Genomic DNA, 26,925 nt, shown 5'->3' with positions numbered 1-26,925 from the left:
GCTCCAGAGCGCCACCGGCCAGTCGCGCGACGCGGCGCCCACTGCCGGAACATGCAGGTCGAGCCATGCAGATCAGCTCTGCGGTCCGCCGTTCTCCCGCAGCCAGGACTCGAGTCCTTGAGGCACCCCGGTGCTGTCGATGTTCGCCAACTCGCCGGCAGCGACGAGCCACTCGCGATGAGCCGCCGGAAGGATCGCCGCCGTGGCGTCGATGGCGTACGCCGACTGCACAGTGGCGGGCAGGTCGCCGTCCGCAGCTGCCTCGTGTGCCGCAGTCAGCGTGGATCCGACACTCTCGGCCGCATGTCGCAACGTGTCCCCCGCGCGGGTCACGACCTCCTTGAGCACAGCGGTGAACTCCCGCTGTATCTCGTCCGGGATCGCGCCAGGGCCGCTTTCGCCGAGGTGGCCCAGAACGTTGCGCGTGGTCGCGGGTTCCAGCGGCTCAGTTGAAGAGGGCGCGGGGAGCAGGTCCCGTTCCTCGACACCCGCACCATGGCCGGCGGCGAGGCCCGCCTGAGCTTCCTTGAAGACCGTGAGCTTGATCGCGGAGATCGCCGCACCGCGGGCCGCTGCCGCAACCTCGTCGACCGCAGACGCCACAGCCGCGGTGTCGGTTTCCGCGAGACCTTCGTCGAGGGCACCGCGTGCGTCGTCGATGGCGGCTGACCGGTTGTCGAGGTCTTCCTCGAGGAACGCGACGTTGTCGTCGATGAAGGCGTCGGTTCTCTGCCAGTCCGGCACGCGGCCACTCCCCGGTATGCGTCGATTACGGCGGTTAAGCGGCCCAGGCTGTCACAGCAAACACCTGGGACCCCGTAGGTGACCGGCGGGCCGCGGGCCATCCACAGTTGCTCGCTGGACACCCTACCGACGATCGTGCCCGACAGGCTGCGCGAACACGCCCCCACCCCCCACCTGGGGTTCCGTTCCTGGTAGACAGCCTGTCGTGACGCCGAAGCCGACCATCGCCGACCGGATCCGAGACGACGCCGCCCTCATCGATGGCACACACCAGGGCGCGCAGATGCTCCTACATCTCCTGGGCAAGCACCGCGATGCGGCCACTGACGACATCGAGCGTGACTACTGGCAGACGCGGATCGACGTCACCGACGAGGCCGACCGTGCCATGCAAGCCGATCTGCACAGGCAGCCGTTGAGGGTCCTCGCTCTCCAAGAGCGCTGGATCGCCGAGATCAAGCAACTGCGCGACGGCGAGCACGTCTCGTAGCCCTGCGGCTTGCGGATGTAGCACCGAACCACCACCGAGCCAGTCGCTCAACACGTCCAGGGGGGCCAAGCGTGTCGTTCTACACGTCATCGAGAGCGCTGGACGAGATCGAGACCAGCCGCGTCAAGGAGACGACCAGGTCGTTCGGGCTGAGCAAGATCCTGACCGGCAGCACCAGTCGAACTGTCGAGACCGGATTCCAGGACCAGGTGGACCACGCGCTCGGACGTAGCCGCAGGCGCGGTCGAGCGGTGCTCACCAAACCCGTGGACCACGGTCGAAGAGGGCCAGATCCTCGACCTTCGCCTGAATGCCCTGAACTCGGGGATCATGCCCTTCCTCAGGTTCGGCGATATCCGCCGCGGCGAGAACGTCAGCGTCGCCGCGTTCTGGGCTCACGCGGTCATCTCGCCGCTCCACCAGCCGACAGGCTCCCCCGATGGCCAGGAGGCCTCTGGACTCCATCTCGTGCTCGTCGGGTCGCTCGACAACGTCTGCAGAGCGAGCTGGGCGTCGCAGGTGCCGGAGACAGTCGGACACGTACCCCTCCGATCCGGGATTCCTCTCCTCGTTCATCGCGGCAGAACTCGGGCTCGACAGCCCGCACGCGCGTCAGCACATCCACATGAGCGAGAAGAGCCAGAACCTCGACCCGGGGATCGCGCCGCGTTCGCCTGGCGGGAGACCGAACGCGCCTCGAAGGGGGGTGCCGTGGCACGGGCCCCGGACAGCTGGATCCGTCAGCGCCACTCCGCTGCTCGTGTCGTGGCGACCGTCATCGACATCACGTCCGAGCCAGTCGAAAGCGCCGAACGGGTCGTCCTTGCGCGCCCGGTCCTCATCCAGGACTTCGCATGACCAGCCCCCCGACGAACGAAGGGCCGCACAATCAGAACGGCGAGGCCGAGTGGGACACGCCGAGCGCTCGAGACAACCTCGAATACCTCCTCACCGAGGTTCGTGCCCGCCGACCACAGCTGATCCGCGACCCGGGCGAGCTCGACGTCCGCGTCTCTCCGTCCGACGGCGTTCCCGACGCACCCGAGCCACTGGGCCTTTTGCACCTGCTCGAAGGGCGCGCCCCGGCCGAGGCTCTCGAGCTGGCCATCCAGCAGTGGTACGACAGCCGCTACCCGGATCCGACGAAGACCAGCCCGGCGATCCGGCACCTGCCGCAAAACCACGCCGGCGACGTCGCGCTCTGGATCAAGCGTGAGCAGGGAACCCGGCCCTAGCGATGCAGGTTCTCGACTACCTAATCGCCCTGCGCAACGCACAAGACACCCTCGTGCTTCCCCGCTCGACCGCAAGCGCCGTGGCGGCCGGATTCGACCTGACCACGAACGGAACACGCATCGACGCCCAGACCGCACAGGAACTCACCCACCTGGTCTGGAGCCTCGACTGGGGCGAGGACGCAGCCGAGACCGTCGTCGGCGACGACTGGGGCCACATCAGCCGACGAGGGGACGGCCCACGACCCGTCATGTGAGGTCCGGCGATGCGGGCCTGCGGTGCTCGTCCTCCCGGCGGGTGCTCCCAGCGGCAGCTCGTGCGTCAAGGGCCATGCGTTCGTCGTCGGGCATCGGACCGGCCGTTTGCGGGATCCCGCCGGGCAGGACCCGGACCCCGCCTGGGCCTGACTTGCTGTGGCGCGGGTGAGGCGGTGCTTGAGGACGGCGCAGATGTCGTCGGCTCTGAGGAGCGTGCCGTAGGCGGCGACTGCGGGCAGGACTCGTTCGACGTCGCGCCCGTGGTCTTCGGCGCGGCGGAGCTCGCGGCACATTGGCCCGAACGCGTCCGTCGTGATCGCGCCGGCGGCTTCGTCCTTGGTGAGTCGGCCTGCGCCGGTGAGCACTCCGAGCATGAGGTGGGTCCAGCGTGGGAGTTAGGCATGGTCGGCGAGGTGCTCGTACTCAGCGATGAGCCGTTCGCGGCCGGCCCACTTCTGGTACTCGGCGCGCAGGGTCTCGTGGGCGGAGAGCTCGGCGCCCGTGCGGGTGAGGACGCCGACCGTGGTGGACTATGGCAGTACGTCACGCCGATGCCCGCCCTCAGTCCATCCCGCGAGGTTTCCGGCCTCGATCTCACATGCCGATCGATGGCGAAGGTATGGATAGCGCAGGGATCAGGGGCGCGACCTGTGTCGTCCTGTGAGCCTTGCTGACCGCGGCGCGGACCGTCTCGCGGTCGTGTCCTTGACGCGGGTCGTTCGCCGCTGGGCCGAGCGGTTCGCGCCCCGTGATGCCGTACTTGTCGCGGTAGGCGGCAACAACGACGAGTTCGCGTGGCACCGGCCCGTGGCCGTACAGCCTGACGCCGTATCCCATGCGGTGCACCCATCCGGCCCGGTCTTGGATCGCGGTCCGTGCCAGTGTCGTGGCGCGTTCTTCGAGCAGGCGAGCACGTTCGTCGAGGGCTTCGCGCACGTCGTCGGGCATCGGTCCGCGGGCAGGCGGGATCAGGCCGGCGATCAGCGGTACCGCGCGCTTTGACGGTCGTGCGTTGCGACGCTCGTCACGGGCGAGTCGGGTCAGGACGACGGCACAGGGGTCGTCGGCGTCGATGAGGTTGCGCTGCCTGACGACCCGCCGCAGTGTCGCGTGGACGTCATGGCCGGTGGCTTCGATGCGGCGCAGTTCGGCACACAGGGACCAGAACGAGTCGCTGTCGATCGCGGTGCGCGCTTCGGCAGGAGTGAGCCTGCCGTCAGTGACGAACGTCCGCAGAGCCACATCGGCCCAGCGGTCGCGTTGGGCGAGGCTCGCGATGACTTCGTACTCGGCCGCGAGCTGCGCGATGCCGGTCCACTTGTAATGTTCGACGGTCCGGGTCTGGTGGGCGGACAGCTCGGCGCCGGAATGCTGGAGCACCCCGAACAGGATGCTGCGGGCGGTGGTCTTGTCGTCGGGGCGTGGGTTGTGGTCGGTGGTGGGCTGGTCCAGCGCGACGTACGCCATGTTGGTGTCACGGCCGCGGGTCATCGCGACGTAGACGTTCTCGCGGGTAGTGGTGCGGGTGACTAGGACGTGGGAGGTGTCCACGGTCAGGCCTTGGGCACGGTGAGCTGTGACCGCGTAGCCGAGGTCAAGGTGCTCAGCGACGTAGTCGGCCGGCAGCAGCACGCTGGCACCCAACTTCTGTCCTTCGCGGTGCGCCTCGACCGACCCGTCCTGGTGCACCGCAATGATCTGCCAGCGGTCGCCGTTGCGAACGAAGCCGCCGTCGAGCACGTCCCGCCTGGTGGTCAGCGTGCGGTCGTTGCGGCGGGTGATGACAAGGTCCCCCACCGAGGCACGGCCGCCGTCGGCCAGGGGGACGTCGCGTCCAGGGCTGGTGAGGCCGGTCAGGATGCGGTCCGCGCGGGCGCGCTGGTTCAGGTTGTGCACGACGTTGATGGCCTCGGCCACCAGCACACTGGTCTCCCCCACCGCGATGGACCGTTGCCAGGCGGCATACGCCGTGTCGATCATCTCCGCGGTGGTGCCTTCGCGGATGCGGTCGTGATGGTCGTAGGTGTCGATCACCGAGGCGTCTCCATCGCGGAGGGCGAGGGAGGCCGTTTTCTCCCAGTCGTGGCGGAACCGGTGCACCCCGGACAACGTCGGCGCACCCCTGGCTACGAGGGTTGGATCCTCGACGGCAGCAGTGTTGCGTGCTTCGACGAGCATGCCGAACGCACCGCCCGCGTCCACCGACTGCAACTGCGCGGGGTCTCCCACGAGGAGCACCTTCGCGCCCGCTTGTTCGGCAGCGGCAGTCATGCGGTCCAGGTCCATGGTGCTTGCGAGGGAGGCCTCATCCACGATCACCATCTGCCCCTGCGTGAACTGCGTGTGCCCGTGGTGATAGGAAGTGAGCCACCGGGCGGTGGTGTCGCACGGGATACCGAGGTCCTCGGCCAGGACCTTCGCGGCGGCGGCCGAGGGCGCCAGCCCGATCACTGACCCTGGCCCGTGGTCGTGGTGCCAGGCGGTCAGCAGGGCGGACATCGCAGTGGTCTTCCCGGTCCCTGCTGGGCCGACCAGCACGTCCACCAGTCGGCCCGATGTCGCGATTGACGCCAACGCCGTGGCCTGCTCCATGGTCAGGTGGTGGCCGCGGTACCGGGCCCGGACCGCGACCCGCAATCCGCTCTGACCGGTCACCGGACCGGAGGTGTCCTCGGCACGGGTCAGGAGCCGGGTCTCGGCGGCCATGACCCGGGTGTTGGAGTACACGACGTGGTGCCGTGGTCGTAGTGCGCTGGACCCGTCTGCCCGCAGCAGCATCTCCGGGGTGGGTGCGAGCTCGGGTGGGGTCAGCGGCAGCGACCGAGCCTGGGCGGCTGCCACGACCCGGGTCACGAGCAGTTCGCGCTCCTCGTGAGATGCCAGGCGCACGCCCATCGTCTGGCGGGTGGCTTCGGCCCACAGGTTCCAGTACGTCCACGTGGCGCGCTTCTGGGAGACGACGTCGACGGCCCGGGCGGCGAGCTTGTCGACGAGGTCCGCCGGGACGTCGTCGGCGCGGAAGACGTGCCCGAGGCCGGAGGTGATCACGTCCTGCGCCCACCCGGCGGTGCCCCCCACCAACTGTCCGGCGCGGTGGTGCCATTCGGTGGTCAGGTCGGCCAGCGACCGGATCTGCTTCCCCGGCCGGGTCTCCAACGTCGCCTGGGAGCGGAGCTTGTTGATCGTCTCAGGCGAGGGCCGCCGCCCGTGCCGGGCTTCGTACTGGGCGATGAGCTCGTCGGTGCGGACGTCGACATCCCGCGACCGGGAGGAGAACTCCCTGATCAGGCTCTCGGGGACACCGGTGATTTCCCATGCCTTGGTGCGCCGCTCGCCGCGGTCGCGCTGGTCCCAGCCGATCCCGAAGGTGCCCGTCAGGCGGTCCATCAGGACGGCGTTGTAGTGCTCCGAGAGCGCGACCTGCGCCCTGTACATCGCCCGAGAATCCAGAGTGCGCCACTGGCCGTCGATCAGGGTGCGGACCTTGTTGGAGATGACCAGGTGGGTGTGCAGCTGCGGGTCGTGCGCCCGCGAGTCCCAATGGTCGTACGCGACGGCAGCTATCCCGGCGATGTCGACCTGCGCGGTGCCACCGTGCCCAATCCGGGTGGCGGCGATCTCCCGCTCGAAGAACTCCACCACCTCCGCCAGCGCGGCGTGGTGCGCGGCCAGGATCAGCGCCTGGCTCTGGCGGTCGGCCAGGCCCCACAGCACCGAGACCGACTTCGGCGGCGAGAACGTCAGATCGAATCCGGCTACCACCTTCCGGTCACTGGCCCCGGCGGCCTCCGGGAACGTCAGCCCAAGCGGCTCCCCCGTGACCGGGTCCAAGCCCGCGCCGATGAGGCGTTTAAGGTGTTCCTCGGTCACCGCGTCGCTGGGCTTCAGTTTCCCGTCGCCGAACTCCGTGACGCCCTTGCCGAGCCACCGCCCCGGCGGAGTGCCAGCCTCTGTGTAGTAGCGAAGCACCGACGACGGCTCACCCAGGTCGCAGTCGCCACGCACGACCGATCGCAGCAGGTACCCGACTCCGTCCCCTGCTGCGACCACGCTGATCGACACCGCCACACCAGTCAGGTGTGCGGCCCGTCCCAGGCCCGGCACGATTGTCGGAACGCACCTCAGCATGCATTCGGCAACCGCTATCAAACGACTCAATCCGCCATTGGTGCCAGAGGTGTGGTCCTGCCGAAGCGGCCCGCGGGACTTGCTGTCCCTCAGCTCGACGCCCGCGCCGCTGCCGCGACGTCGCGGCTTTCGCGTGCCGGTGAGTCGCCTGTGCCCGTGTCGACGTCGCACCAAGCCAGTCGGTGGCTGCCATCGGGTAGCGCCTCGGACGCGGTTGCGTTCGCCTGGTCCCTGGCTTGGCACATCCCGCCCATCCCCGAGGGCGGGCGGGCCTAGGTGTCGCCATTCCGTACAGCAGTTCCGCTTTCCCATCCTTCTGCGGAGGTCTGGTTCCCACATCCAGCGGACGGTGTGCTCGTGCCGCGGCTTGAGTCGCCTGTGCGGCCCGCGTCCCGCCGTCGTCTACTGTGACTGCACTGGTCCGGATCGGTGTCATGGAGGTCGTCGGCATGTGCGCTGCTGAGGCTCCCGACCTCCACCTGCCCTCGCCGTTGACGGAGCTGCACGACGATCGCCTGTCTGACGCGGGTGTGCGGCTGCTGCTCAAACGGGACGACCTGATCCACCCCGAGCTGCCGGGCAACAAGTGGCGCAAGTTGAAGTACAACCTGGCCACTGCGCGCGACGCCGGCGCCCGCCGTCTCCTGACGTTCGGTGGCGCATACTCCAACCACATCCGTGCCGTAGCGGCCGCAGGCCAGATCTTCGCGTTCGACACGATCGGCGTGATCCGCGGGGAAGAGCACCTCCCGCTGAATCCATCGCTGCAATTCGCCGTCGAGCGCGGCATGCGGCTGACCTACCTGGACCGAACCACCTACCGGTCCAAGACCAATCCGGCGGTGATCGACCGCCTGCGCGAGCAGTTCGGGGACTTCTACTTGATCCCCGAGGGCGGCAGCAACGCGCTCGCGCTGCGGGGATGCGCCGAGCTGGTCGACGAGATCGACCAGGACTTCGACGTCATCTGCTGCGCCAGCGGCACCGGCGGAACGCTGGCCGGAATCGCCGCGGCACTTCCCGCTTCACGTGCTGCCATCGGATTCTCGGTGCTGAAGGGTGGCGACTTCCTGCGCGACGACGTCGCCTCCTTCCAACGCGACGCCTACGGCCGCGTCACAGAAAACTGGTCGATCGAGACCGGCTACCACTTCGGCGGGTTCGCCAAGACGAACGACTCTCTGCGCGCTTTCATCGACGACTTCGAGAGCAAGCACGGCTTACGGCTGGAGTGGGTGTACGTCGCCAAGATGATGTACGGCCTGTTCGACCTGATTCAACAGCGGCGGTTTCCACCGGGCACGACCGTGATCGCGGCCATCACCGGACCAAACTTCACCGCCGAGGGATGACCTGCCAGCCGTGCAATTGGTCAGACCCGCTCGTGGTAGCGGCGCTGGACGGACTTGGCGGTAGAACCTTCTTCCCAGGTAAGTGTCCACTCGCCGGTGTTGACGGTGAAGTCCCGTCCGAAACCGAGCCAGCGCCCGCTCATGCGCCGGCGGCTCGGGTCGATCACAAGCTGCAGAGCCCCATGGTAGGTCGCGCCTCGGTAGTACCCGTCGGGCGCCGTCGTCTCGCTCCAGCTCCCCGTGGCGACGGGCGGGTCGAGCGCGAGCTCGACCCGTACGCGGGAGCCGGTCGAGTGCGGGAGGCTCTGCGCGATGAGCTTGTTCGCGCTCTGCCTGGCCACCAGGTAGTGCTCATCGACCAGATCGTCCTCCGTCCTCGCGCTGCGATACACGTACCGGCTGTGCCAGATCCCTTCGAAACCGGCCGATGCCGGCGAGTGCGCGCTCGTAGTTCCGCCAGACGAGGCTTGCCCTGTGAACTCAGGTGATGCAACGGCGAGAGAAAGCCCGGCACTGAGCTTGAGCAGGAGCGCGCGGCGTTCGTCCGGGTTGCCCAGCTGGCGCGACCACTCAGTCGCCAGGCGAGCGATCTCGCCCATGTCTGAGTGCTCCAGCAGAGTTGCCAGTTCTTCGGGCGCCTCCGCGCCGGCGTCACCGGCGCTCGTAAGCCCAGCCAGCTGGGCGGCATCAAACCCCGCGGGACCGCCGAAGGCCTGGTCCCGCGTTCGGAAGTCTGCGCCGTCGGCGACGAGGTCGGCCACACTGCACTCGTACAGTTCCGCGAGCCGCGCCAGCACGTCCAACGATGGTGCGTGGCCTGTACGGCTGGGCCACAGTTCCCAGTATGAGAAATTCTTGTCCGTCTTCGGGTCGTCGGGCCAACGCTGGTTCCAGCGGTCGGCGGCGTCCCGCTGACTCCAGTCGCGTGCCATCCGCAGTCCGGCGCGGAGGTTGACGTGATATCGCTCGCGGAACACTGTGGCGACTTGAACCCAGGTCTTGTGCTCGGCGCGCAGGGCCGCGGCGAGTTCCCGCTGCTCCTGTCGGACGCTCCTCGCCCCCATGGCCGGCCCTCTCGTTCGGTGTGGCTCCCACCGAACACGTTATGGCGACCCACCGCAAGATATCCCGGTTGAACAGGGAGCGTTCGTACGGCATGTTCACCGACCTGTGGGGTGTTTTGAGCGCCTGACCTGCGATTTCGTTAAGGCATTGGATCTTCGCCAGTCCACGTCGATACCGCAGCCCGTCAAGGGAGCACTTCCGATGGCCCACACCCCAGCAAGCCCCCCTCGCATGAGGCCGGTGACACCGCGCAACGAGACCACTGACATCGTCTCCCGGCGCATGGTCGCCCTGGACATCGACGGAACGCTCCTTGGGCGTGACGGCAGAGTGCCGACCGGAACGGTTGCGGCGCTGGACCTGGCTCGCGCGGCCGGGCACGAGGTGGTGCTGGCGACGGGTCGGTCTCTCGTGGGGCTGAGTCCGGTCGCCACGCAGCTCGGCCTGATCGACGGGTTTGCAGTGTGTTCGAACGGCGCTCTGACGGTGCGTCTGGACCAAGCTGTCGCCTCTGGCTACGTGATCCAGCGTGCGCAGCAGTTCGACCCTGCTCCGGCGGTCCGGCGTGCTCTCGACCTTGCGCCTGGGGTCCGGATCGGTGTCGAGGACGTCGGGTGGGGCTGGCAGGTGTCCGAGCCGTTCGAACCTGAGTTGCTGAACGGCGAACAGAAGCACGTCCCAGTCGTGGATCTGTGCAGGATGCCGGCAACGAGGATCGCGCTGCACGCGCCAGGAATCAGCCAGCACGTCGAGGACCTGGCCGCTACCGGAGTCACGGTGACCCCCGGCGGGCAGGACTGGCTGGACCTGACGGCGCCTGGAACCGGAAAAGCACCCGCCCTGGAGCGCCTCCGCACCCAGCTCGGCATCGGGCCCGCGGCAACGGTTGCGGTCGGCGACGGGCACAACGACTTGGGAATGCTTACCTGGGCGCGCCGCGGTGTCGCGATGGGACAGGCCTCCGATGAGGTGCGACAGGCGGCGGACGAGGTCACCGGCACCATCGACCAGCATGGGGCCATCACAGTTCTCCGCTCTCTGCTTCCCAGGGACATCCATACGGATGCACTCTCACCGCTCGCGGGGCAGCTCGCGGTCGCTGCTCATACCTCATCGGGCCTTATGGCCTTGCGGGTATGGCACGAGGACCGCTCAGAGATCTCGCGTTGCGACACCTGGGTCCTTCGCGACGGCGTCTGGGTACGGCACGGCCCGATCCCCTCTGCCACCGGGGCGACCATGCGTGCGATCGAGCTGGCCGCCGCCGAGGCCGGTCTCGCTTTTCCACGCGGCGATGTCGGCCGCCGTCGTGCGCACTGGCGCAGCGTGCACGACGGCGGAGGCCGGACCGGTTTCGAGCTGCCTCTGCACGAGCGGCTCGAAGCGCTGACTTCCACGGCCGCACACGACTTCCCGCACTGACACGCCGCGCCCTGGTCGCCTGCCGAGCGGATCCGCCGGCCAGTAGTCGGCCGTGGCCCCACAGTTGTCCGGGACCTACCCGGACCCGATGAGAGGAGAGATAGCGATGGAGAGCGACGCGATCACGACGGCGGCCGAGCCCACGGAGCAGGAAGTGACTGACCTCGGCGGCATCGTCACGCTCACAGAGGGCAGCAAGAAGAAGGCCGGCACAGAGGACAAGCGGTACGCCTACCGCTGATCTGACGGTGGTGGCTCGGCGACTCCGTCGGGCCACCACAACCCGGCACCACACAAGGTCGGGCATGACGAGCGCAGAGGGGATACAGATGCATTGGCTCGCAGGATCGCTCTGCACGGATACTGCTCGGCGTCCGGCTGGCAGCGTACCCGTCGACGGCGTGTCGGACCTCTGGCTGGTCGGCGACCCACCCCGAGCATGGGTTCGCACCGCGAACGCTCCAATGCGGTGTGTCGTTGTCGTCGGGACGTGCGGCGCCAGCGATGACGAGCTGAGCCACCTTGCTGCATCCGGTGTTCCGGACGACGTCGTCCTACGGTGGCCGGGCGCATACGCCGTCGTCGAGCAGACGACGGTAGCCACCACCATCTGGACGGACCTTGCGTCCTCCGTCCCCGTCTACACCACGGTGTTCGACGGAACCACGTACTGGGCAACGTCGGCGCGCGGCCTGGCCGGGCTGATCAATGCTGCTGTGAGCAGCGAGCGCCTCGCGGTGGAGCTGCTCGCCCCAAGCAGCCCCCTCCTTGCGGGCACCACCACCTACTTCGAAGGGGTCGACCTGGTGCCCGCCGGCCACCGGATGAAGATCAGCAGCAGCGCGACGGCTGTGGCCCGCGTGTGGTGGCCGGGTGGGGCACCGGATCCTGGGGTTTCACTCCGTGCGGAGCTCGACGCCGCCGTCGGGGTTCGGGTGGACGACACCGAGTCGCCGTCGTCGGACCTGTCCGGCGGCCTCGACTCCAGCTCCCTCGCACTCTTGGCCGCACACCGACTCAGCCCCGACCGGTCCGTGGCTGCCTTCACCGTCCATGCACCGTTCGACCGCCCAGCGGGCGACCTGCGCTACGCCCTCGAAGCGGCCGAACGGCCCGGGCTCGCACATCACCTCGTCCCGCTGGAGGCGGGGCACCTCCCTTACGGCGGCTTGGACACCATCCCGGCTACCGACGAACCGGCGCCATCGACATGCGCCTACGCTCGATTCGACTACCAGATGACCGCGATGGTTGACCGAGTGGGCACCGATGCACACTTGACGGGTGACGGCGGAGACTCGTTGCTGGGTACGCCGGACGCGTGGATCGCTGACCTCTTCGCAACCGGGCGGTACCGCGAGGCTGTGGAGGAGGCAGTTCGCCTTGCCCGTATGCGCCGCCGCTCACCGGGTCGAGTCCTGAGCGATGTCCTTGACTCCCTACGCAGTGACCCTGCCGACGCGCTTGAAGCATGGGCACGGCTGGCACGCGGGCAGGTTCCAAGTCCTCGCGCAGTCCGGCGCCTGAGGCAGCTGCTGCCGCTAGTCAACCTGCAACCCTGGGCTACCCCTATGGCTCGGAACCACGCCGCAGTACGCGCGGACCAGGCGGCCGAGTCAGCTCTGGCGGTACCGGCGGGCCAGCGGGCGGTCTGGGACGTCGTCGAGCAGATGGGCGAGGTCGGACGCACGGCCTACGCTGATGCTCAGCTAGCGGCCGAGTCCGGCGTCCACCTGCATAACCCGTTCGCGGACTCCCGTGTCATCGACTCTTACCTGTCCGGGGTCGCTGGAAGGATGCCGAGCCCGGCCGCGTACAAACCAGTGCTTCGAGCAGAGATGGGCGGCATCCTGCCGGCCTCGTTGCTGACACGAACCACGAAGGGCGTTTACACCCCCGACTACCACCTCGGGCTGCGCACCCACCTGAGCGGTCTCAGCAGCATCGCCGACGGGCACCTCGCCGCACTCGGGTTGATCGACCCCGCGGGCTTGGTCAACGGCTTGCGTCGGGCCGCGGCCGGACTCACCGGCGGCCTCTGGCTCTTGGACGCCGCGATCGTCTGCGAGACCTGGCTACGGGCTCACCACTCCACTGCACTTCCCGTCTGGGAGAGCACCAGCGACAACGTCAGATCGGAGGTGCTCACGCCATGATGTCTGCATTTGCGATCCCTGACGTAAGGGTCTGCGTCTTCGACGGCGTGACCATCCGGGTCGATTACGCGACCGGTCGTATCACCGCCGCTACCGGCACCACAGCCGAAGCGTGGGCGGCGGCACCCGGGGCTATCCATGGAGCCCGCTGGGGGCTGTCGTTCGGCACCGAGGAGGCCGACGTCGAATTCCCCCCTTCTCCGCCGCCCACTGTCCGCCACGCTGTCGCTGCTGCAGCGGCACTCGTCGTGACGCTGGTGGTCCGCTCGCTCGGTCCGCCCGAGCGAGCGATGTCACGGCTGACGAACCTTGTGGCGACGGCAGCCGGCCTCACCACCACGCCGTCGGCGACAGGCGAGGCGGAACAGGCCGTGTGCGCCGTCCGTTGGGCGTCGCGCTGGGCGCCGTTCCGGGTCGCGTGCCTTGAGGAGTCGGCCGCCGCCGTACTGGTCCTCGCACTGCGTCGACGCAGCGTGACCTGGTGCCATGGCGTTGCGCCGGATCCGGTGCAGTTCCACGCTTGGATCCAGGCTCACGGCTCCCCCGTCGCGGAGCCCCCGACAACAAGTCGCTACACCGTCCTACGTGCCATCCCCTGACCCACTTGGAGCTCGTCATCAACAACACTGCAAGCCCCGACCTGTGGCTGACCCACGACGGAGTCGGCCTCGGCCCGCTCCGCGCCGACCTGGCCGAGACCTACTGGCGCTGGGAGAACTCCGTCCCGGTCATGGCCGGCTACGCCCGCCAGACCCCGGAATCCCTCACCGAACGCACCGCCGGCCTCGAAGCCCAGCTCGAAGGCAGCGCCGACCAGACCCGCTTCACCATCTACCGTCGACACGACGACACCTGGACGCCAGTCGGGATGACGTCCCTGCTCATCGACGACCGCTACCGCACCGCCGAGTTCTTCATCTACATCGGCGAACCCGACCACCGCGGGCACGGCACCGGCACTACCGCAACCACGATGGTCCTGGACTGGGCCTTCCACGTCACCGCGCTGCGCTGCGTCTACCTCGAGGTCCTGGCCAACAACACCGCCGCGATCCGCGTCTACGAGAAGGCTGGGTTCCGCACCGTCGGCACCCGACGCCGCACCGGCTCCTGGCTCGGCCAACCCGCCGACGAGATCATCATGGACGCCATCCCTGAGGAGTACAGCGGACCGCAACTCGTCGAAGCCGCCGTCCTCGGTACCCAGCGACCCCACCCATGACGGGTACTTCTCGGGACGCTCTGAGCGCAGTCCTACCGACATTCGGATTGCGGGTCCGTTGGGATGACCTGGAGTTGCGCCTGCCCGACGACGTCGAGCTGCTCGCGCTCGCCAGTCTCGCCGCCGATGGCGTGCACAACCCCGAGGTCGCCCCGTTCTCCTGGCCATGGACCCGTGGCACCGACGAAGAGGTCAAGCGGAACGTTCTCGCGCACCAGTGGAAGAACCGGAGCCGGACCGCCGCCGACGACTGGGCGCTGTCGCTTGCCGTGTTCCGCGACGGCGAGATCGTCGGGGAGCAACAGATCTCTGCGAAGAACTTCCAGGTCACCCGATCGGGAAGTACCGGCTCCTGGCTCGGGCTTCGACACCATGGCCAGGGCATCGGCACCCGGATGCGACTCATGGCGCTGCACCTCGCGTTCGAAGGGCTCAGCGCGGCAGAGATGGTCAGCGAGGCATACGACGACAATCCCGCCTCGAACGCCGTGTCCCGCCGTCTCGGGTACACGGCAAACGGGTCGCGGGTCACCGCCCGCGAAGGACGCTCGGTTTTCGAGAACAGTTACCGCATGTCCCGAGCGCTGTGGGATGCCCGCCCGGACCACCTGCGTGCCGAGATTGCACTCGACGGAGCCCCGTCGGTCCGCCAGTTGTTCGGAATCGATCAACCGAAGCAGTCAACTGACAGGGGGAACGCATGACACAGACCGATGCGCAGAGCGGCATCGACGCCGACCCGACGTTGAGTTCCGAAGCCTTGCGTGAGCGGATGATCGCTGAGCTCATAGAGTCTGGCGTGCTCTCGGACCCGAAGATCGAGGCAACGTTCCGTGCAGTACCCCGCGAGGTGTTCGCACCCGCTGGCACCCCGGCAGACCTGCCATACGCGATCCACGATGCCTTGCGGACGCGGTTCGGCGACGACGGCAAGGCCCTGTCCTCGCTGTCCGCACCAACGATGCACGCCGGCAACCTCGCGCAGGCCGAGGTCCAGGAAGGGCAGCGCGTGCTGGAGATCGGGTCCGGCGGCCCCAATGCCGCCATGCTCGCCCACCTTGTCGGACCCACCGGCACCGTGGTCAGCGTCGACATAGACGAAGACGTCAGCTCCCGCACCCGCACCGGCCTCCAAGATCTCGGCCTGACCGACCGGGTCGAGGTCATCACCGCCGATGCCGCCGAACTCCTCGGGCGCGGCGTGTTCGACCGGATCATGGTCACCGTCTCCCCCTGGTCCCTCCCGCAAACCTGGATCGAGCAGCTCGCGCCCGACGGGATCCTGGTCGTCCCCCTCCAGATCGCACCAGGACTTCAACGCATCATCGGGTTCCGCAACAGGCACGGTCGACTCGTCTCGGAGTCAACAGTGCCGGGTGGATTCGTGCCCCTACAGGGCGCGGGGATTTTCAACCCGCCCTCGGTCCAGCTGACCGGCCCGTCGGGCAAGCCCGTCACGTTCACGTTCCCCGGTACCAAGGTCCCCGAAGGATTCGCGGTGTCGGACGACGTCCTGGCGACCGAACCGGTCGAGGCCTGGTCCGGCGTGATCTACAAGAACCGCACCATCTGGCTCGACCTGCTCACCTACGTCCTGGTCCAGCCGGGCGCCTGCGCGATGGAAGCCGAGGACCCGGCGGACCGCGGCTCAGACATGTCGTTCTACCCGGCCCTCGTCGACGGGGCTTCGTTCGCGGCTCTGCACCGCCGTCCCGCCACAGAGACCACGCTCGAAGTCGGCGCGATCGGCAAAGGCCCCGACGCAGCCCGCCTCACCCGACGGCTCGCCGACACGATCGCCCGCTACGGCGCCGACTACCGAGGCGCCGAACCGCTGTTCCAGTGGTGGCCCGTCGGTACCGAGCCAGACGAGGATGTCTCATCGTCCGTGGCGGTCCTGCCACGCCCGCACGGCACGCTCGCGATCAACTGGCCCGTGCTCATCACCTAAGCGCTGTCTACGGCGGAGTCCTCTGCCGGTCCACCCCGCCGACAGGTTCGACCAAGCACGAACCCATTACTGACCTCAGGAGTAGCAGACGACCATGACCCGCCTCGCCCAGTCCGTCCAGACCGCAACCATGCTGCTGCGTGGAGCCGACCTGGCCGGCTATCAGGCGGTCAGCGACCTGCTCACCGAGACGACGGCCCGCCGCACGATGGACCTGTCGGACCTCTCACCGTCCGAGCAGGCCGAGCTGATCGCAGCCCGAACCCAGCAGCTACAGCCGTCGACGCCCGCGCTCGCCGAGCGCGTCGCCAGGGCCGCTGCCGAGGATCGGAAGTTCATCGCGAAGTTCGGCATCGACCCGACCGGCTCGGAGGTCCACCTCGGCCACTCCGTACCGATGATGCTGCTGTCCCGGTTCCAACGGATGGGCCACCAGGTCGTCTTCATCGTCGGCGACATCACCGCGAAGATCGGCGACCCCTCGGGGCGGTCCGACGAGCGCCCGACGCTGACCGACGAGGACATTGCCCGGAACCTGGCGACCTACAAAGATCAGGTCACCCCGTTCTTCGACTTCTCGCACGCCCAGTTCCGCTACAACGGCGACTGGCTGCGCGATGTGAAGCTTCCGCAGATCATCGAGATCCTCACGAAGATCCCGGTCTCGATGCCGCTGCAGCGCGAGGACTTCCGCAAGCGGCTCGAAGCTGGCCAGGGGCTGTCGATGGCAGAGCTGATCTACTCCGTCGTCATGGCCTTGGACTCGGTCGAGATCAACAGTGACGTGGAGATCGGCGGGATCGACCAGTTCCTCAACATGCAGATGGGCCGCAAGGTCATGGAGATCAGCGGCCAGACGCCCGAGATCGTCGCGGCGACCTCGCTCATCGAGGGCACCGACGGCACAGGCGCGAAGATGTCCAAGTCGCTGGGCAACTACGTGCCTGTCGCGGCCCCGGCAGGCGAGATCTTCGGCAAGCTCATGTCCGTGCCGGACCGGTTGGTCGAGCCCTACTTCCGCGCGCTGTCGGAGTGGACCGATGCCGAGCTCGCCGTCGTCATCGAGCGGCTCGAGGCCGGGACCCTGCACCCGATGGACCTGAAGAAGATCCTCGCGGGCGAGGTCACTGCTGCGATCCACGGCGTCGACGCCGCGATGAAGGCTCGTGAGGAGTTCACCGCCCAGTTCTCGAAGCGCTCCTTCAGTGACGTCTCCGATCTCCCGGTAGTGGCGGACCTCGACGTGCCGGTCACCGAGATCGTGAAGAGCCTCGGATTCGCGAAATCGAACGGCGACGTGCGCCGCGTGGCAGAACAGAATGGACTGCGGATCGTCGTCGAGACCGATGGCGGGCGGGCGCAGACGACGCTGACACCGGACGATGCCCGCGAGAGCCTGGCGACGGTCCTCGCGGGGATCGACACGACTGCGGGCAAGGTCTTCCTCAAGGTCGGCCGCAAACTCGCCAAGATCGCCGGCTGAGCCCATGGCCGGCGGCGCCCCGGGGAGCGCACCGTCTTCTTCGATCTCTTCGGAACTCTGGTCGTGGCGCTGACCGCAGTCGGTCGCTCCTCGACGGCAGCGTGGCTTGCTGGAACTGCCGTTCAGCCTGGCGCTTCAGAAGCGGAGTTCGGGGATCGCAGCCAGGTCGATGCTATACCGGTCGTAGACCTTCATCGTGTTCTCCCCGGTGAGGTCATCGGCGCCGAAGCCGAGCAGGCCGGCGATTCGGATCACCTCCTCGGCTGTTGCGGCTTCGATCTCCAGGTAGGTGGGAATCCGCGGCCAGCTGTCGATCTCGATCTCGGCGCCGTCCAGAACGAAGCTCACCCGCTTGTTCTCCTGGTACGACTTCGCGGTGAAACCGAGCATCCCGAGCAGCGCATTCGTCTCCTCGAAGCTGTCGACGACGACCTCGGTCTCATGGGTGCCATCGATCGCGTCGCTCTTGATCTCCTTGACCGTGAGTGTCGTTTCCTGGCCTGTGTCCCGCAGCCTGATCCACTTGGACATGTCGCCAGGCACGATGTCATAGACATACCGGCGCATCAGCTTCTCGCCGAACTTCTGGCCACCTTTGTCGAGGATCGTCCGCTCGACGGCGGCTGGGTCGATATCGAGGATCTTGCCCTCGTGCTCGATCGGCACAACGGGTCCATTCGTTAGCAGAATCACGCTCGGTCGAATTGCGATGGGTTCATCGCACCATGCGGATCAGGGCGAAGCCGAGACTGTCGGTAAGGCCTGCGCCGTCCGGCATGAACCCGTGCTTCTCGTAGAACCTACGGGCACGCGGGTTCGCACCAGCCACCCAGAGTTCGGCGGGCCGGTTGGGCGGCAGAACGGTGTCGAGCAGGAGGCTGCCGATCCCGGTGCCATGGTGCTCACCGAGCACGTAGAGCGACCACAGCTCATCGGCCCGGACGGGCGGCGGCACGTCCTGCTTCTTCCGCGTCGGACCAGCCTTGGCGAAGCCCACCACGAGTTGGTCGACGACGGCGACGAAGGGGTACGCGGCAGCGTCGTTGGACAGTCGTTCTTGCCACCGCTGCGCACGGCGCTCGACCGTGTCGGTCTCCCAATGCTCGGCCGGGAGCAGGTTTGAGTAGGTCTCCACCCAGGAGGTGTGGTGCACGACGGCGATCGCCTCGGCGTCATCGAGGACCGCGGGTCGCACCAGTGGCTCGCTCATCGGCTCACGATGGCACCTGACGCGCGTTGGCCGCGAGGCATTTGCGAAGCATCGCTTGCGATCCAGCCTCCGGCCGTTCGTCCAGCGACTCGACCGCGCAGGTCACCCGCGCTCACGAAGACGTTCAGCCGCGGATCGGCTTCCGCCGGGGCACCGCCAGTCGAGAGTCTCCAGCCGCGAGTCCGAGCGGACTGCTTCGATGAGGGCACGCGATCCGGACACTCGGGTCGCGGTGAGGTCGTAGTCCGTCCACACGAACCAAGATCGGTCCGAGGGCCACCAGTTCGACGGGCTCAGACCGCGGAACAGGTCCTCATTTCGCGTCAGACTGCCGATGGCCGACAGCGTTCCCTCCAGGACGGTGAGCCTCTCGTACTCGTTGGCGGGCACCATCCCGTAGTAGGCGAAGCAGGCCACGTCAGGTCCGGAGAACTCACTCACGATGTCGAGCAACGCTGTCTGCGACTCGCCATCGAAGACGCCCTCCTCAACCTCTACGTCCGGCCAGTGAAGTTTCCTGATCAGGTACATGGCGTTCGGCGGCCATCCCCTTGCCTTCGACACTGCCGCCAGATCCTCGTCAGTGACGTCATGCCATCGACGCCGGACACGTGGCCCTTCCTCACGATCTGCAAGATCGATCGGAACCGTCAGGTCGTGCAAGACCCACGTGTCGTCCTCCCAGCCGGAAGCGTCCATTCCACAGGTAACCCCGTCCTCACGAACGTCCTGCGGGATCCACGCGAGCGCTGCCTGTGGGTCGGCTACCGGCCCGAATCCGCCGACCTCATCGGCGACTTGCGTCATGACCGTCCTTCACGTTGCGAGTTCGCGTCATCGGTATCGGCGATGCGCCTATTGGCGGCAGTCAATGCCTGTGAACGCGCTGTTTGCCTGGGGACGTCCGGCTCTCGTTCCGCAATCGGACCGCCCGCTGGAACCCGCAGATCCGCGAAACCGACGGAACATTCGATCCGGCCGACGGCGTAGCGCGGCCAGTCACAGCAGCTCCAGACCTCGCAGCCATGTCGCGATCTCGGCGACGCCCTCGGCAGTCAGCCCGACAGACGATTCGACCTGGAACAGCAGCGCGGGCCCAGGATGTTCCCGCTCGACGAACGAGCAGTCCGTCTCCGTGATGACGTCGTCGACCCACACGAACGGTCGGCCCGCCGCGACCCGGACCAGGGCACGCGTCTTCCACCCCAGACTGTTCGGGTCGCCATCCCCGTAGGGCGGCAGGTCCGCGACCGACAGCTCTGGTAGCCCGACCCGCGGCGCGATCACTTCGTTCGCGTCATTCATCCAGGCCGTCGCCCACACCAGGTCGCAACCCAGACCCAGCAGGAGCGGACCAAGGGCCGGATCGATGAAGTCGAACTCCGGGCGCGGCATGTCGGGGTCCTCAGGCTTACCGTCGCGAGGCTGAGGCAGCATCCCGGGCCCGCCGAACGGCAAGAGGGTCCCGTCGACGTCGAGGAACAACAGCGGGTGGGCAGCAGTCACGCATGCACGATAGCGGCCGGCGAACAGCGGCCGGCGCCGGTGTGCCCCCGCCTTCGCAGACGATAGGAGGCGGACGATGCGCACCGACGCGCACCGCCCGGGGAGATGCAGCAGACCAGGATGCCAATCTCGAGCGACTGTGCCACGAAGCGGGCCCCACGACGACAAATAGGTGCGCGCTCCTGACCAGGGCGTACGCCCCGCACACCAACAGGTGTGCGCTCCTTGGGTGTGCGGAAAGTGCGCGCACGGTCTGCATGATCGCGCCCATGAACACGAAGCCAAACGTTCCCCCGACAGATCCCGCGTTGCACGGTGACCCATGCACTTCGTGCGGCCCGCGACCACCAGACACCGCGGCCAATCTGCACGAGTTGGGGGACATGGACGACCCACACATCGACCTGCGTGAACGCCATGTCCCCCAACCGCCTGGACTGCAGAATGCGCGCCCAGGGGGACGTCGCGTGGTACCTCGACGGGTACAGGTGCATGTCACGGTGCAGGACATGGACGCCACCGATCGCATGACGCCGCCCGCCCCGCTCGGCCGGACGGCAGAGCCACGCGGATTCGCTTCACCAGAAGGCCTGCGCCAACTCTTGCTTCGACTGCATGCCGCAGGCCCCGACGTCTGGGCCACCGATCCGGAGGCAGAGGCCCTACTTGAGCACTGCGCCCGCCGGTTCGGTGCGCTGGCGCGCCGGTACCGGCAGACTCCGCACGACGCCGCGGTGGCCGCGTTCGAGGTGCTGCGTGCCGCTGCGACGGCGCGTGCCGTGGATCCGTGGGCGGTGGTGACCAGAGCGGTGGAGCTGACCTTGCAGGCGAACGAGCGCGCAGACGCCCTGCTGTGCTCCACGGGCAAGGCTCGGCGCCTGATGTCCGGCGGGCACCATGACGTGGTCCGATTCGGCGAGCGCGATGACGACGACCGCTCCTGGACGGACCACCTCGACGCGACCGCTGATGCTCGGCGCCGGTCGTCGGACAACGCTCCCGCCGACCCGAGTCCAGTCAACGGCGTCGCTCCCGGGGAGGTTCCAGTGGCCGTGGCGAACATCGTCGAGCTGCTCGTCGCGCTCGGCTGGCCCCGCGCCGTCTCCACGAACGGCTTGGACTACATCTGCTCGCGTCTGGTCGAGGCCCGCAACCCAGCCACCGCGTTCGAGTACCTGCGCCGTGACCTGACGCCGCTGACCCTGCTGGACATCTCGCACCGCTCGTGGACCGCTCTGTGCCGCATCGTCCTGGGACCCGACGATGGCCTCGGGCAGGTCTCCGGTCTCCTGCGCCGTGTCCTGTCCGGCGAACCGATCGCCACTCTGCTGACGGATCAGAAGCTCATCAGCCAGGTCACCCATTCCTGGCTGTCAGGACGCGAGGCCATCACGCCCGCGACAGATCGATCGGGCATGACACGGACGGTGCGCAATGCCTAACGAAGCCGACGCCCTCGCCGGGGCGCTCACCGTGACAGTTGACTCGATCATCGTCGGGGCTCGCCATCGCAAGGACGCTGGCGACCTTGATTCGCTCGCCGCGTCGATCGACCAGCTCGGGCTGCTGCAGCCCATCACCGTCACGCCGGACCGGGTGCTGGTGTGCGGGTGGCGGCGTCTGGAGGCCGTCAAGCGTCTGGGCTGGAGGTCGGTCGAGGTCTGGGTGCGCTCTGGGATCTCCGACCCGGTCACGGCTCTGCTCGCCGAACGCGATGAGAACACCCAACGCAAGGACTACACCCCGCTGGAGAAGGAAGCCCTCTATCGCGAGATCAAGGAACTACTCCGCGAGGATGCCGCACGCCGCCAAGCCGAGACCCGCTTCGGGGGCACACGCCGCAACGAGAACAAGAAGACCAGCCAGGTCGACGCCGACGGTGGAGTCCACCGGACCCCACCAGGGCAACCTGCCGAACCGACGAAGATCGCACAGGAGCACCCTGGGCAAGGCAAGGTCCGAGAGCAGGCTGCGCTGATCGTCACCGGCCGCAAGTCGCAGAACACCCTCGAACGCCTCAGCATGCTCGTCGACCTCACCCGCGACGCCACCCGGCCTGACCACATCCGCAGCCTCGCCACAGCGGCCCTGGCGCGGATCCAGGACGGGCACCCGGTCTTCCCCGAGTACGAGGCCGTACGGGCAACTCTCGCCGCCACCGATCCCGACCAGCAGACCATCGAACCCGTGACCTCTGAGGACGTCCAAGAGCTACTGGCCACGGTCAAGAAGAACGAGAACCGCCACCGCGCCTCAGACAACAACAGGAGCAAGGCCGACAACCACGACAGCGACCACTCTGGCGGCACGCGACGCAGCGTCCCGTCGGCCAGCCTGCGGCAGTGGGCCGCGATCTGGCCCGGCCTTAAGGGCTGGACCACTCAGTACAACCCCACCGTCATCGCCGAGGCCGCCTCTGAGACGGACTGGGACACCTTTCGTGAGGTACTCGCCGAGACCAACGCCTTCGCCCGCGCCGCCGAGGCCGCCCGAACCACGAAAAGACCGAACGCCCGGTGATCGTCAACCGGGCCGCGTCCTGGAGCATGATGACCAAGAACGAGGCAACCGCGATCGCAACGCTGCCACTGCTCGCACCGCTCACGTTCTTGGTCTGCCTTCTCCTCGCCCGGACTTTGGTGCCCGCTGGACCTGGAAGACGCGGCTAGGCTCCCGGCGCCCCACGAGCTGCCGGGTCGCACCCGATGGCATCACTGTAGAACAAGACGTCGTGACGTCGACGTACACGTGGGGTGCGGTTGACCTCGCGATCGTGTCCACGACGGCGTTCGTGCGCTACGTCTCGCCAGCCGTCCTATCGAAACCCGTCCTGGTGCCGAAGCGAGCGCTACGACCCGAAGACATCGCGCCAATGCAAGACCTCATCACGACGCACGCATCGCGATTCCGCAAGCGCTGAGCCGGTTGCGCACCACGCCTGCCTGATCGAGCAGCCCGCGCGCGCCAGGCTTGTCAGCCCGGTCTCGACACCCGTGAATGCTTGCCTCGCAGCGGCAAGAGGTTCGACGGTCGCCCAGAAGGCCCGAGCACGACATGCGCTATGGGAGCAAATCCACCACCATAGAGTTCAAGAAATATAGCCATCGAGAGCCCGAGATAGCGCGCTAAGCGCCGACTCAACCATCCATTTGTCGAGCCGACTGGTGCACCTAACCGCAATTTCAGTCGACGTTATCGTAATTTGAAAGTGCAAAAGAGACAGCACAAGCGCTCCATGCGATGCAACATCTGGCTGGCCAGGCACCACAGAAATCTCGAACGGTGCGCTCTCTGCGGACCCACTCGTAACCTCGGACGATCGCGCATCGAATACGAAGATCGTGACGTCACGATAGAAATTGGGCTCCAACGATACATAATTGCCGGCTGTTTCCAGTTCCGCGAAGTCGTACAGTCCGTTCAAGTACGCGACCATCACCTTCCGGTGAAACCCTGACCAGTATTCCGGGCGTCGCACGCCAGCAGGGTCGGGCGCAACGAACGACACATCGTCTGCCAGACATGCTCCTGGTTTACGTCCGCGCAGGATTGTCGCGTTCGAGAATACGGTCATCACCGTCGGCGCGCTGATCGCACACAAATCGGCCGCTATCCGTGTACATTCGGCCATCAAGAGTGACGGCACCGATACGCCCGAATCCGCGGCCAGACGACCATAAGCGGGCCGATTCGGGATACGTAACGAGCCGCTCCAATTCTCCGTCCTATACGTCGTCGCACGTACGTCCCTTCCCACCCATCGCGGGCTAGCATGAAATTCCTGCCAGTACTCGGTTGTGGAGCGCGCTCGGGCCGTCGTCTGCGCACGCGCCAGTTCGGACGGCTGCAAGATCTCGGACTCGTCGCAGGCGCTACTGAAAGACGCCCCACTTGAGACAAAAAGTGCGATCGCGTTGATTGTCAGGAGATCTGCCACGCTGTGATGAACCCATATTTCAAGACCCCTGGTGCTGATCAAGAATCGTGAGCAAAAGAAACCGGAACTGGAGGGCCGAACAGCCTGGATCCTTCCACGGGCAACCGCCTCTCTCGTCGGCAGCACCGCCGAGTGCCAGTTACCGTTGTGGTTCCACGCGAAAATCCGAAGGCATTCGAAGACCTCGACAGCCCGGTACAGACGATACTCAGCATCTTCAGCACCTAATTTGATGGTCGCAGTCAGCCACTGGTCGCGGCCTTGTTCGGACCTTCGGAGATGCTTAAGCTGAGTCCCGATTGCGCCAGCTTGCAAATTATCACACATATCGTGCAAATCCCGATCGGCTAAGAACGATGCGGTTCGAGGAACTCGAACCAACACAGTTCGATTCTTGCGCGACAAATAAAGGGGCCATTCTGACATTGCCATGCCCACAGGCGAACCATGGCCGCACCGAGCACGTGGTTCCCTCGGCGCCGGCACGAGCCGCCGACCGTTCCACGCCAACAGAAACGCAAATAACACCGGCACGCCTACGCGTCCCCGAAGGCTCAAGTGATCGGTTCACGCCAGAGCCAGCGAAGCGCGTCAGGCAGGAGCACTCCCGCATGGTTCGCGTTATGCCCGCCGTCCCCGAGGACGAGATGGAAGTCGTACCCAGCTTCGGCCAGGGCGGCACCGACTCGTAGATTCTCTGCGAGCCAGTTCCTCTCAGGCTGATTCCAACGCAGGTCACGGTGGCCAGCCTGCATCACGATCCGAAGCGGCTTGCGTGGTGTGTTTGGAATGAGCTCGGGGTACGGATTACCACCGGGAATCTGCGCGAAGCTCGAGAGAAAACACACTACGCGACGAAATCGGTCGGTGTGGTGCCAGGCCGCGGTAAAGGCGCAGTCTCCACCGCTGCTTCCCCCGATGATCGCCCAACGGTCCGGGTTGTCGCTGACATTGACATGGCTTCTGACCTCACGGACGATTTCATCAACGAGGAAACTGCCATAGCGGGAATCAAAGGCGTCGTACTCGGCATTACGGTTCTTGCGCAGCGATGGGTCCCCGACGGACTCGAAGACGCCGGGGTCTACGAAAACTCCGACTGTCACAGGGATGTCACCGCTGTGCACGAGGTTGTCCAACACGATCGCGCCTCTGACGTCACCGTCTGGGTCCAGGTACCACCACCCGTCTTGAAACACCGCGAGTCCTGCAGCTTCCGCTGGGTCATACGCGTCAGGAATATGGATCCAAACTCGGCGCGACGTTCCTGGGTAGATGCTGCTCGAATCCCAATGCAGCTCGATTGTCCGTCCTGGCGGAACGCCCGGACGCCGGAAGGAGTCTGGGCCGTGGTCGTACAACACACCCTGCGAGTCAAACCTGAATGGGCGATATGCCGCATGATTAGTCAATCTACACTTCCTGCTCTATTCGCCGGGAGTGGAGCGTCCGCCCCGGAACAACGGTTGCATTTACTGGTCTGGCGAGCCCGGCTGGGCCGCGTCATGAATGAGCAACGTTCAGCGCCGCAGCGGCAACCTCCGATGCACCCTGATCCGTGCCGAATACAGAACTGAGACGGCCTCCTTGCAGTCTCGCCAGGTCGGTCCTCTCCACACCGGGAAGCGACAGGTGGGATGCAAGAGTTTCGACTGCTAGATCGTGAAGCCGGCCACCGCGCCCGAACTGCGCGGCAACGTCCTGAAGGATCAGCGAGGTCAGCTCGGAGATTTCGCGGTTCTGTCGTTGAGAACCCACGTCAATACCCGGAAATACCTCATCGGTCCCCGCCCGAAGGCGACGAAGAATGGAGCCATGGGCGTAGTGCTGACCGGGGAGCGCGAAGAACGGAACCTTGGCGGACCATGCCTCCGCGATAGATGTGATTCCAGGCGGTGCAAAGAAGAACTCACAAGCACTCAGGTCACTCATGAACATGGCATGTGTCGGCCAGGCATGAACGAGACGACTCGTGGCGGCTATGGACTGCCCGAGCACGATCGGGTTCCCCCCGACTCGCACTGCGCCGTCGCCGACACCACTGATCTGCGCCGCCTCAAGGACCAACTGAATTATTGTGTCTGCCCACGACACCGCGGCCATGCTGTCAGTCAGCTCGTTCGACAGGCCTCCAACACTGACCATCACACGAACATCACCAGACGTTGAGGATTCACCGTCCGATGCCGGGTCGATGATGGCACCAACCGCCAGCGTCCTGCAGCGTTCTCGAGCCGCAGAAATGTGGGCTCGTGCGCCCTCGTCATACCGCTGAAAACACACGAGCGTTGAGACCCTGTGAGCGACGTACTGCGCTTCGTGCATCGGGAGTGCGCCAGCCGCCTCTAGGGCCTGTCTGCGCGCGCCGGGGCTACTACTGGATACGAGGTCCTTGATGAGACCCTCGTGCGGGCCGTCGATCTCGGCCAGGTCATCCGGCCAGTCCCACATCCAGAAGAGAGAGTCGACGTAGACACATGGCACACGTGAGAAGGCTGCCGCGAGTGCGATCGACGGCTCCATCACCGAGACCACCAGGTCGCGCCCTTCTACCATGCCGACCAGCGTGTCGAGGTCGAACGTACTTGTAGGCGCGACCGACGCAAAGAGGTCTGCCTCGCGTTGAGCCGCTGCCAACGCAGTGCCCGACCCCACGAAATCGACGCGCTGTTCAAACCTCCGCCCAAATATTCGTGCAATCGCGATGGCTTTGGATGAAGGACCGAACCCATAGGGTTCGGCACCCATGAGAATGTTCAACGGCAT

The 26,925-nt window shown here is 66.6% G+C and carries 24 protein-coding genes; 14 read left to right on the top strand and 10 right to left on the bottom strand.

From position 1 onward, the window contains the following. Positions 1 to 72: 72 nt before the first annotated feature. Entirely contained in the window at positions 73 to 744 is a 672-nt protein-coding gene (locus PROKR_RS23015) for a hypothetical protein (protein WP_036968007.1), read from the bottom strand. A 205-nt stretch (positions 745 to 949) separates the two neighbouring features. Here PROKR_RS23015 and PROKR_RS23010 point away from each other — a divergent pair, with 205 nt between their 5' ends. The 3 genes from PROKR_RS23010 (at position 950) to PROKR_RS23000 (ending at position 2,726) form a co-directional block, all read left to right on the top strand. After that, complete coding sequence (locus PROKR_RS23010) at positions 950 to 1,234, top strand: hypothetical protein (protein ID WP_036968004.1); 285 nt, start codon at positions 950 to 952, stop codon at positions 1,232 to 1,234. Between the two features lie 854 nt (positions 1,235 to 2,088). Then, positions 2,089 to 2,469 (top strand): hypothetical protein, encoded by a 381-nt coding sequence (locus PROKR_RS23005; RefSeq protein WP_036968001.1) that lies wholly within the window; start codon positions 2,089 to 2,091, stop codon positions 2,467 to 2,469. A gap of 2 nt (positions 2,470 to 2,471) precedes the next feature. Next, positions 2,472 to 2,726 carry a hypothetical protein gene (locus tag PROKR_RS23000; protein WP_036967998.1) on the top strand — a complete coding sequence of 85 codons (255 nt, stop codon included), beginning with the start codon at positions 2,472 to 2,474 and terminating at the stop codon, positions 2,724 to 2,726. 595 nt (positions 2,727 to 3,321) lie between these two features. On the opposite strand, the gene mobF is transcribed toward PROKR_RS23000, so the two are convergent. Beyond that, the gene (gene mobF, locus PROKR_RS22995) at positions 3,322 to 7,026 is read right to left on the bottom strand and encodes a MobF family relaxase (protein WP_169736531.1); all 3,705 of its coding nucleotides are present in this window, start codon (positions 7,024 to 7,026) and stop codon (positions 3,322 to 3,324) included. 236 nt (positions 7,027 to 7,262) lie between these two features. Between mobF and PROKR_RS22990 the strand changes: the two genes are divergently transcribed. Continuing rightward, on the top strand, positions 7,263 to 8,207 hold the full coding sequence (locus PROKR_RS22990) for a 1-aminocyclopropane-1-carboxylate deaminase/D-cysteine desulfhydrase (RefSeq protein WP_245605941.1): 945 nt from the start codon (positions 7,263 to 7,265) through the stop codon (positions 8,205 to 8,207). Positions 8,208 to 8,227: 20 nt separating this feature from the next. On the opposite strand, the gene PROKR_RS30960 is transcribed toward PROKR_RS22990, so the two are convergent. Next, positions 8,228 to 9,271, bottom strand: a complete 1,044-nt coding sequence (locus PROKR_RS30960) for a hypothetical protein (protein WP_051433265.1) — start codon at positions 9,269 to 9,271, stop codon at positions 8,228 to 8,230. A gap of 241 nt (positions 9,272 to 9,512) precedes the next feature. Here PROKR_RS30960 and PROKR_RS22980 point away from each other — a divergent pair, with 241 nt between their 5' ends. From PROKR_RS22980 to tyrS, 8 genes are all read left to right on the top strand, one after another. Continuing rightward, positions 9,513 to 10,694 carry an HAD family hydrolase gene (locus tag PROKR_RS22980; RefSeq protein WP_245605940.1) on the top strand — a complete coding sequence of 394 codons (1,182 nt, stop codon included), beginning with the start codon at positions 9,513 to 9,515 and terminating at the stop codon, positions 10,692 to 10,694. Between the two features lie 88 nt (positions 10,695 to 10,782). Then, positions 10,783 to 10,935, top strand: a complete 153-nt coding sequence (locus PROKR_RS33045; RefSeq protein WP_157602553.1) for an albusnodin family lasso peptide — start codon at positions 10,783 to 10,785, stop codon at positions 10,933 to 10,935. Positions 10,936 to 10,999: 64 nt separating this feature from the next. Continuing rightward, on the top strand, positions 11,000 to 12,850 hold the full coding sequence (locus PROKR_RS22975; protein WP_084800627.1) for an albusnodin/ikarugamycin family macrolactam cyclase: 1,851 nt from the start codon (positions 11,000 to 11,002) through the stop codon (positions 12,848 to 12,850). Beyond that, positions 12,847 to 13,449, top strand: coding sequence for a lasso peptide biosynthesis B2 protein (locus PROKR_RS30955; protein WP_051433264.1), 603 nt, complete (start codon positions 12,847 to 12,849; stop codon positions 13,447 to 13,449). Before PROKR_RS22975 ends, PROKR_RS30955 begins: the two co-directional genes overlap by 4 nt. A 5-nt stretch (positions 13,450 to 13,454) precedes the next feature. After that, positions 13,455 to 14,072 (top strand): GNAT family N-acetyltransferase, encoded by a 618-nt coding sequence (locus PROKR_RS22965; protein ID WP_245605939.1) that lies wholly within the window; start codon positions 13,455 to 13,457, stop codon positions 14,070 to 14,072. Further along, a complete protein-coding gene (locus PROKR_RS22960; protein ID WP_036967992.1) occupies positions 14,069 to 14,776 on the top strand; it encodes a GNAT family N-acetyltransferase in 708 nt (235 codons plus the stop codon). Before PROKR_RS22965 ends, PROKR_RS22960 begins: the two co-directional genes overlap by 4 nt. After that, entirely contained in the window at positions 14,773 to 16,023 is a 1,251-nt protein-coding gene (locus PROKR_RS22955; RefSeq protein WP_084800626.1) for a class I SAM-dependent methyltransferase, read from the top strand. Before PROKR_RS22960 ends, PROKR_RS22955 begins: the two co-directional genes overlap by 4 nt. Positions 16,024 to 16,117: 94 nt before the next feature. Continuing rightward, positions 16,118 to 17,506, top strand: coding sequence for a tyrosine--tRNA ligase (tyrS, locus tag PROKR_RS22950; RefSeq protein ID WP_036967986.1), 1,389 nt, complete (start codon positions 16,118 to 16,120; stop codon positions 17,504 to 17,506). A 135-nt stretch (positions 17,507 to 17,641) separates the two neighbouring features. Here the strand turns inward: tyrS and PROKR_RS22945 are convergent, their stop codons facing one another. The 4 genes from PROKR_RS22945 to PROKR_RS22930 form a co-directional block, all read right to left on the bottom strand. After that, entirely contained in the window at positions 17,642 to 18,172 is a 531-nt protein-coding gene (locus PROKR_RS22945; protein ID WP_036967983.1) for a class IV adenylate cyclase, read from the bottom strand. A gap of 49 nt (positions 18,173 to 18,221) precedes the next feature. Continuing rightward, positions 18,222 to 18,716: a GNAT family N-acetyltransferase gene (locus tag PROKR_RS22940; protein ID WP_036967980.1), complete on the bottom strand. Its 495-nt coding sequence runs from the start codon at positions 18,714 to 18,716 to the stop codon at positions 18,222 to 18,224. Positions 18,717 to 18,818: 102 nt separating this feature from the next. Then, positions 18,819 to 19,523 carry a hypothetical protein gene (locus PROKR_RS30950; protein ID WP_051433263.1) on the bottom strand — a complete coding sequence of 235 codons (705 nt, stop codon included), beginning with the start codon at positions 19,521 to 19,523 and terminating at the stop codon, positions 18,819 to 18,821. Positions 19,524 to 19,715: 192 nt separating this feature from the next. Further along, on the bottom strand, positions 19,716 to 20,222 hold the full coding sequence (locus PROKR_RS22930; protein WP_036967978.1) for an HAD domain-containing protein: 507 nt from the start codon (positions 20,220 to 20,222) through the stop codon (positions 19,716 to 19,718). Between the two features lie 500 nt (positions 20,223 to 20,722). Here PROKR_RS22930 and PROKR_RS33040 point away from each other — a divergent pair, with 500 nt between their 5' ends. Beyond that, a complete protein-coding gene (locus tag PROKR_RS33040) occupies positions 20,723 to 21,664 on the top strand; it encodes a hypothetical protein (RefSeq protein WP_211240209.1) in 942 nt (313 codons plus the stop codon). Next, positions 21,657 to 22,742, top strand: a complete 1,086-nt coding sequence (locus tag PROKR_RS22920; protein WP_051433261.1) for a ParB N-terminal domain-containing protein — start codon at positions 21,657 to 21,659, stop codon at positions 22,740 to 22,742. Before PROKR_RS33040 ends, PROKR_RS22920 begins: the two co-directional genes overlap by 8 nt. A 568-nt stretch (positions 22,743 to 23,310) precedes the next feature. Here the strand turns inward: PROKR_RS22920 and PROKR_RS33035 are convergent. From PROKR_RS33035 to PROKR_RS22915, 3 genes are all read right to left on the bottom strand, one after another. Then, positions 23,311 to 24,591 (bottom strand): hypothetical protein, encoded by a 1,281-nt coding sequence (locus tag PROKR_RS33035; RefSeq protein WP_169736529.1) that lies wholly within the window; start codon positions 24,589 to 24,591, stop codon positions 23,311 to 23,313. A 122-nt stretch (positions 24,592 to 24,713) separates the two neighbouring features. Beyond that, positions 24,714 to 25,523, bottom strand: coding sequence for an alpha/beta hydrolase (locus PROKR_RS31870; protein WP_245605938.1), 810 nt, complete (start codon positions 25,521 to 25,523; stop codon positions 24,714 to 24,716). Between the two features lie 139 nt (positions 25,524 to 25,662). Continuing rightward, entirely contained in the window at positions 25,663 to 26,925 is a 1,263-nt protein-coding gene (locus PROKR_RS22915) for a hypothetical protein (protein WP_036967975.1), read from the bottom strand.

This window comes from Promicromonospora kroppenstedtii DSM 19349 (genome assembly GCF_000515355.1).
Classification (GTDB): Bacteria; Actinomycetota; Actinomycetes; order Actinomycetales; family Cellulomonadaceae; genus Promicromonospora; species Promicromonospora kroppenstedtii.
The sequence above is the reverse complement of the archived record's forward strand: the minus strand, read 5'-3'. Positions and strand labels throughout refer to the sequence as shown.